At 66.0% G+C, this 7,804-nt stretch carries 5 protein-coding genes; 4 read left to right on the forward strand and 1 reads right to left on the reverse strand.

From position 1 onward, the window contains the following. The first annotated feature begins 450 nt into the window (after positions 1–450). The 3 genes from D477_RS17600 (at position 451) to D477_RS17610 (ending at position 6,574) form a co-directional block, all read left to right on the forward strand. Entirely contained in the window at positions 451–990 is a 540-nt protein-coding gene (locus tag D477_RS17600) for a hypothetical protein (RefSeq protein WP_005272794.1), read from the forward strand. A 176-nt stretch (positions 991–1,166) separates the two neighbouring features. Further along, complete coding sequence (locus D477_RS23410; RefSeq protein WP_005272795.1) at positions 1,167–1,532, forward strand: hypothetical protein; 366 nt, start codon at positions 1,167–1,169, stop codon at positions 1,530–1,532. Positions 1,533–1,609: 77 nt separating this feature from the next. Next, positions 1,610–6,574, forward strand: coding sequence for a helicase-related protein (locus D477_RS17610; protein WP_237740824.1), 4,965 nt, complete (start codon positions 1,610–1,612; stop codon positions 6,572–6,574). Positions 6,575–6,659: 85 nt separating this feature from the next. Here D477_RS17610 and D477_RS17615 read toward each other — a convergent pair whose 3' ends face one another. Next, on the reverse strand, positions 6,660–6,965 hold the full coding sequence (locus D477_RS17615) for a hypothetical protein (RefSeq protein ID WP_005272797.1): 306 nt from the start codon (positions 6,963–6,965) through the stop codon (positions 6,660–6,662). Between the two features lie 450 nt (positions 6,966–7,415). Here D477_RS17615 and D477_RS17620 point away from each other — a divergent pair. Further along, on the forward strand, positions 7,416–7,804 hold a 389-nt coding region (locus D477_RS17620; RefSeq protein WP_424580028.1), incomplete at its 3' end, for a plasmid mobilization protein.

The raw sequence follows: 7,804 nt of genomic DNA on the forward strand, positions 1-7,804 counted from the left end.
TGAGCGCACGCACTCGCTCTGCAAGGCTTTTCGTGAGGCGCTTGATTTCCTCGAGCTGCTTCTGCACCTCTTCTCGGGTCAGGGTCAGACGGTAAGCCTGCGTATCCTCATCAGCCCGCTCAGAGAGATCGCATAATCGGCCGGAGGGTCCGCCCGTTCCCAGCGCACCCCAAGTACGCCCAGGAGTGGGCCGAATTCTTTGCCGGCATCCTCAGGGAACCAAGGGCTGCCCGCAAGGGCGGCGATATCTTGGTTCATAGTAGGCGGCCAGTCGCTGCGGGGCAGACGTCTCTGTTGCTAATCGTGCCGGATTTGAAATGGGCTGGCATTGAAGTTCAACCTCCGCAAGGTGAGATAACTATCTCCCTTGCCCTTGGTTTATGTCTATTTCTGCCGTAGTCTCGGAGCAAGTACCAGGGCACACCTGGTGCAGAAGGGGGAGATAGTGCAGTGGCAATCAATTTCAAGCTAAGCCCGATTAAAGAGGTTGACCCGGCGATCGACGATATGACACGGACCTGGGTGGGGTGGTCTCCAGAGCACAGCCCACAGGAGACGTTCAACCAAAACCGCGGGGTGTGGGTGCTCGGGCCTCGGGCGGAGCGCGAGCGGTACGCAACTTTCTCCTCTGAGGGGAAGATTCGGGTGGTCGCGGCAATCGAGCGGCTCGAGACTGTGCCGGCGAAGAATCCTAGGCTGCGCAGCAAGCAGGCCGTTGTTGGACGCGTCCTTGGTGCCGGCGATCCAGTTCATGATGCCTTGATCGGTCGACCGGTCGACGAACACCGTAATCCCGTCACGTACTTTGACGATCCGATGGAAGGGGCGCGCACGTGTGCCTGCGGCTGCGGTGGCCCGGTGCCCGGGCATCGTATTTTCCTGCCGGGACATGACCAGCGTGCTGTCCATGATCGAATCACGCGCCAGTGGGGCAGCACCTTGGGGTTTATCGAATGGTTCGACGCGGAATATGCCAAATCAGGGGAGTAAAAACGTCACTGAAACGCGCAGGCTGTTAATCGCTTCATCACATGGTTAGCGTGAGTACGGGAAACGTTGACGATGGCGGGAGCGGGAGCCGGTGGCGAAGCGGTCGAGGAAGCAGTACGAGGTAGATGGTCAGCTGAGCCTGGAGGCGTTGTGGGCAGCACCGGAGGAGGACAGGGATGAACAGGTACGGCGCGCAGGCGCAGAAGATGTGGCAGGAAGCGGCCCCGACGAGGTACAGGCAGCTGGAGGATCCGGAGGAGTTCTTTTCGACCTTGGGCCGGCAGGCCGAACAGATGGTCGGGGAGCTGATCCCGCAGATCGCGGGCCCGGACCCGGCGGGGGAGGGCTATCTGGTGAAGGTGGGCCGGCTGAACGCCGCGAAGCTGCAGGCGGAGGAGATCGTCCGGGCGGACCTGCTGGCCCCGCCAGAGATCGAGGACGAGGACGAGAACGTGAACCCGGACCTGCAGGACTGGCTGGACTGGAAAGCCGAGGCCGAGAAGCTGCGCCTGCAGATGCTCGAGGAACGGGACAACCACTAGACCGGTTCCACCCCTCATCACAAAAAGACCTCGCGCCCTCGGGCGCCCGCTCCCGCATCCGCGCCAACCTTGAGGCGTTGGAGACGCTGCGGCGAATCCAGGCCGAAGACCGGCCCGCAACGCCCGAGGAGCGTGGGGTGCTGGGCCGGTGGGGCAGCTGGGGCGCGGCCGGGGTGTTCCAGATTTTCGACGAGGACCGAGCCGACTACGCCGAGGACCGGGCGCGGCTGCGTGCCTTGCTGTCGGAACGCGAGTATGACGCGGCCCGGCGTACCACGGTCAACGCGCATTACACCGACGCGGCCTTTGTGCAGGCAATGTGGCGGGCCGTCGGCCGGCTGGGTTTCACCGGGGGAGAGGTGCTGGAACCCGGATCCGGGGCGGGCACGTTCATCGGCTTCGCCCCTAAGACGGCACGGATGACCGGCGTGGAGCTGGATGCCACCACGGCAGCCATCTCTCAGGCGCTCTACCCGGACGCGGAGATCCGGGCCGAGTCCTTTGCCGAGACCCGGTTCCCTACCGGACATTTTGACCTGACGATCGGCAACGTCCCGTTCGCCAACGTGGTGCTGCATGACCGCCGGCACAACCCGTCCGGGCATTCGATGCACAACCACTTCATCATCAAGTCACTGGAGCTGACCCGCCCCGGCGGACTGGTGGCAGTGCTGTCCTCCAGCTTCACCCTGGACGGGTCCAACCCGGCAGCCCGACGGGACATGAACGCCATGGCGGACCTGGTCGGCGCGGTGCGCCTGCCCAACGGCGCGCACCGCGCGGCTGCGGGCACCGAGGCACTGACCGACCTGCTGATCTTCCGCAAACGCGAACCCGGCACCGAACCGGTGTCCACGCTGTGGGAGACGGTGACCGCCCGCAGCGTTGACGGGCAGATCACGCGGGTGAACTCCTACTTCGATGAGTATCCGGAGCGGATCCTCGGTGAGCTGCACGTCGGGAACGGCATGTACGGGGCCGAAACCCTCCAGGTAATCACCGAGGATCTGGCCCGCGTGCCGGACGAGCTGCAGTCAGCCCTGGACGGCATTGTCGCCGAAGCACGGGAGCGCGGGCTGGTGATGAGCGAACGCACCGCCGGGCAACAAGCGCAGCGGGCCGCCTGGGTCCCGGCGGCGCAGCACGAATGGGAAGGACACATCACCGCCACACCCGAGGGCACCTTCACGGTCGTGGAGCGCGGGGTGCACGTCGAACTGGCGGTGCCCAAGACCCAGCACACCGAGCTGCGCGCCCTGCTGGGCCTGCGCGACGGCGCCCGGGAGCTGCTGGCCGCCGAAGCGGCCAGCCTGGATGACACCCCTGAACTGGATGCGCTGCGGGAGAGGCTCCACGCCGACTACACGGCGTACACGGCCCGGTTCGGGCCGATCAACCGCTTCACGCTGCGCAACACCGGACGCACCGATGATGCCGGCGAGCCGATCATGTCCCGGCTGGTTCCGCGGCCGGTCACCACGCTGCGACGCGACCCGTTCGGGCCCGTGGTCATGGCGCTGGAAAACTTCGATGAAGGAACCGGGCAGTCGTCCCCGGCGGCACTGCTGACCGCACGGCAGGTGATGCCGCGCCGACCGGTCCGCGGCGTGGACACCGCCGAAGAAGCCCTCGCCGTCACCCTCGATACGGTGGGCCGGGTCGACCTGGAGGAAATCGGCTACCTGCTGGGCACCGACGCGGAGACCGCCCGGGCCCGGCTGGGCGAGGCGGTCTATGAGGTCCCCGGCACCGGCGGAGAGTTCCAGACCCGGGCGGAGTACCTGTCGGGCAATGTGCGGGAGAAGCTGGACGCGGCCGTGGCGGCGGCCGCGGAGGATGGCAGGTTCGCCGCCAACGTCACGGCGCTGACCGGGGTGTTGCCGGCCCCGCTGGGCATGGACGAGGTCGAGGCACGGCTGGGCGCGGTCTGGATCGACGCGCCCACGCACGAGCAGTTCGTCCGCGAGATGCTGGGCGATGCGTACGCGAGCGTGGACAACGCGGCCGGCTCGATGTGGGAGGTCAAGACCAGCCGGCACAGCCTGGCCGCGACCAGCGAGTGGGGCACCCAGCGGATGCCTGCCGGGGACATCCTGAAGCAGGTGCTGGAACAGCGCCCCGTCCGGGTGACCGATGAGAACGAGGACGGCCGCCGGGTGCTGAACCCGACCGAGACCGCGGCCGCGCAGGAGAAGGCCCAGCTGCTGCAGGAACGCTTCAGCGAATGGGTCTGGGAGGAACCCGAGCGGGGAACCCGGCTGCTTCAGGAGTACAACCGGCGGTTCAACTCCATCGTGCTGCGCGACTACAGCGCCGAGGGCGAACGGCTGACCCTGCCCGGACTGGCGAAGGACTTCGTGCCCCGGCCGCACCAGCGGGCCGCCGTGGCGCGGATGCTCTCCGAGCCCGCGGTCGGTTTGTTCCATCAGGTCGGGGCCGGCAAGACCGCCGAGATGATCATGGGCGTGATGGAGCTGCGCCGGCTCGGCATGGCGTCCAAGCCCGCCGTCGTCGTTCCGAACCACATGCTGGAGCAGTTCGCCCGCGAATGGCTGCAGGTCTACCCGCAGGCCCGCATCCTGGCCGCGTCCTCGGCTGACCTGGCCGGCGACAAGCGCCGCCAGTTCGTCGCCCGCGCCGCCGCCAACGACTGGGACGCGGTCATCCTGACCCGCACCGCCTTCCAGCGCGTGAGCCTGAGCCCGGCAGCCGAAGCCGTCTACCGTGAAAAGGAAGTGGCCGGGATGCGCGCCGAACTGGCCGCTGCCCAGGCATCGAACGCGGAGAACGGCCGGGCCAACTCCAGCCTGATCAAGAGGCTGGAAAAGTCTGTCATGGCCTACGAGGAGCGACTCAAAGCGAAGCTGGACACACCGGTCGATCCCGGGATCAACTTTGAGGAAACCGGGATCGATTACCTGGTCGTGGACGAGCTGCACGACTACAAGAACCTGGAAACCCCGTCCAACATCCCGGGGGCCGCGATCCAGGGGTCGCAGCGTGCCTCGGACCTGCACATGAAGATCGAGCATCTGCGCGGCCGCCACGGCGACCGGGTTGTCACCGGGGCCACGGCCACGCCGATCGCCAATTCCGTGACCGAGATGTACGTGATGCAGCGCTACCTGCGCCCGGACCTGCTGGAGCAGGCCGGGATCCGGGACTTCAATACCTGGGCGGCCACGTTCGGGCAGGTCGTTGAGGAGATGGAACTCTCGGTCGCCGGCGGGGACCGATTCAAGCTCAAGAGCCGGTTCGCGAAGTTCCAGAACGTGCCCGAGCTGCTGAAGATGTTCCACACCTTCGCCGACGTGAAAACCGCCGAAGACCTCAACCTCCCGACCCCGGAGCTGGCCGACCGCGCGGAGGACGGGCTGCGTCAGCCGGCCGTCCTCGCGGTGGAACCGGGCGAGGAACTGCGGGCCTACATCCGGGAGATCGGCGAACGCGTCGATAAGATCCAGCAGCGGCAGGTCGATTCGTCCGAAGACAACATGCTCAAAGTCTCCTCGGACGGCCGCAAGGCTGCCCTGGACATGCGCCTGGTCGACGAGGCGATCCGGCAGGCCGGGCCGACGAAGATCAGCGCGACGGCTGACCGGATTGCGCAGGTCTACGCGGAGAACAAGGACCGCATCTACACGGACCCGGCTACCGGGGAGCCGTCCCCGACGCCGGGGGCGCTGCAGATCGTCTTCTGCGACTTCGGCACCCCTTCGGACGGGTGGAACGTGTACGGGGAGCTGAAGGACCAGCTGCGCCGCCGCGGCGTGCCCGAGCAGCAGGTCCGGTTCATTCACGAGGCGAAAAACGACACCGAGAAAGGCCGGCTCTTCGCGGCCTGCCGCAGCGGGCAGGTGGCCGTGCTCATAGGCTCGACATCGAAGATGGGCGTCGGGACGAACATTCAGGCCCGGGCCGTGCACCTGGTCGACATGGATGCCCCGTGGCGGCCGGCCGACGTCGAACAACGACACGGGCGCATTCTGCGGCAGGGCAACCAGAACCCTGAAGTGCAGATCACCCAGGTCGTGATGAAGGAGTCCTTCGACTCGTTCATGTGGCAGGGGCTGGAGCGCAAGAGCCGGTTCATCAACCAGATCATGCGCGGCCGGCTCGACGTGCGCGAGATCGAAGACATCGGCGACAACACGCTGAACTTCGCACAGGCCAAAGCCATCACCAGCGGCAACCCGCTCATCCTGGACAAGGCGGTCGCGGACCAGGAACTGGCCCGGCTGGAACGCCTGCACCGCGCGTTCAACCGCAACCTCGTCGCGGTCGAACACACCCGCCGCGGAGAACAGACAGCCCTTGAAGCCGCCGAGCAGGATCTGCCGCTGATCGAGGCAGCGATCAGCCGCACCACCGACACGGCCGGCGAACGGTTCAGCATGAGCATCGAGGGCCGCGACTACACGTCCCGGGCGGACGCCATTACGGCTATCAGGGAGTGGGCCGGACAGCGGCGGATCGGGTTGCCGGACCCGTACGCCAGCCGCGACCTCGGTGTGCTGGGCAGCCTGGGCGGACACGACCTGACGGTGACCCAGCTGGCCGCGAACTCCTTCGACAAGGCCATGTTCCGGGTCGAGGTGAAAGGCATCCCGCGGGCGCACATGCAGCTGACCCGGGAAAAGCTCCTGCAGCCGGATGTGGGACTGATCCGGCAGCTGGAGAACCGGGTGGCTTCGCTGCCCAGATTGGCCGCGGAGGTGAGCCAGCGAAGAAGCGAAGCACAGACCCGGATCGAGCAGGCCACGCGCACACTCGAGGGCGGTTTCAAACACGAGGAAGCCCTACAACAAGCCCGCGATAAAGCGGCCAAAATCAACGAGGCATTGGAGCAGCTGCAGCGCGAGCAGGAACCGGCACCGGAAGCGGAGCCGGTCGACCCGGAGCTCGCCCGGATGCGGCGGCTGCACGCCGCCAGCTTCCCCGGCCGCCCCGGCACCGGGCACCCGTCCCCGGCACCGACGGGTCCTGCAGCACAGCCCTGGCGACCTGATCGCACTGCAGCAAGGAATGACCTCGGCCGCTAACCTTCCCCGGGCTGAGAGCAGAACCGGTGTGCCGCGCAACGCGGCACACCGGTTCTGCTTTTGTAGAGCCCTATTGAATGCTGGCTTAAAGGCTTTCGCTTGTTGAGACCGTGGCCGGGGCGGGTGACGGCTTTTCCGGTTGAGTGGTTGTGCGCTTGCGGCGTTTGGCGGCGGCGTTATCCAGGCCAAGTTTTTTGAGTTCTTCGTCGCTCCAGCCGTCGCGGGTGGCTCGGACGTAGGCGCGTTTGTCTTCGCGTTCGGCCTCCGCGAGCTGTTCTTTGAGGTCAGCGATCCGCTGGCGTGCCTGCACGAGAGCGGTCACGGATTCTATGCGTGAGTTAAGGAGCTGCCGGGCTTTTTCCTGGGTGCTTTCAATGCTGATGTTCGCCATGGTTAAACCTTAGGGGCCGGCTGCGACAAAGTCTCCGGCGAGGGGGCCCTGAGGTGCCGCCTCTTACGAATTATTCGACGCTGCCGCCCCATGTACGGGCGCGAGCCGGCCGCCCTGGTGCGCACCGGCTGACTGGTTGTCCCACCCGTTCTTTTCGGCATGCCTTTGAAAACTCGGCCGCGAAGTGAATCGGCCAGTCGGAGCGGGTGGTCCGTGGAATACCGGAGGGAGCGAAGCGACTGAGGATATGCCGCGAAAGCCGCAGGCGGAGACTTGCCGAGAGAAGGGCGGCCAGTACACTCCACCGCCGAAACAGAACGGCGGAGCCGTTGAAGGAATTGGGCGCGGCAGCGCTCCTCCTGGATGCAGTGGACCCAAGCCCCGCCCAGGGCGGTGCAGACAGCGTAGTGGAGCCCCGACGGAGCAAGCTATACACTTACACGGGTGTAAATGGTGAATCCTTTCGACAATTGGTTGTCGATCGGGCACACTAGTCAGTGTGGTCCCCTGATCGGGGTCGCTGCGCTGGGCCATTTGAAGGGATGGATTGGAATGTCGGATGAGGAGAGAACTCACCGTCCCAATCTGTCGCGCCGTCGTCGTGAGAACACTCCGGCCGGCAGTAAGAAGCGCCGCGACCTGTGGGTCACGGCAGAAGAAGAAGCCGCCCTGGTTGCCCGTGCAGCGCGGGAACGGGTGACGGTTCCGAACCTGCTGATTTCAGCTGCGCTGTCGGAGCAATCCGATTCGCCGACCGAGCGCCGCGCCATTGCGGCCGAGCTGATGTCTTTGCACAACTTGCTGGCCCGGTCCTCGAACAACATCAATCAGCTCGCACG

This window comes from Arthrobacter crystallopoietes BAB-32, from assembly GCF_000328305.2.
GTDB classification, from domain to species: Bacteria; Actinomycetota; Actinomycetes; order Actinomycetales; family Micrococcaceae; genus Crystallibacter; species Crystallibacter crystallopoietes_A.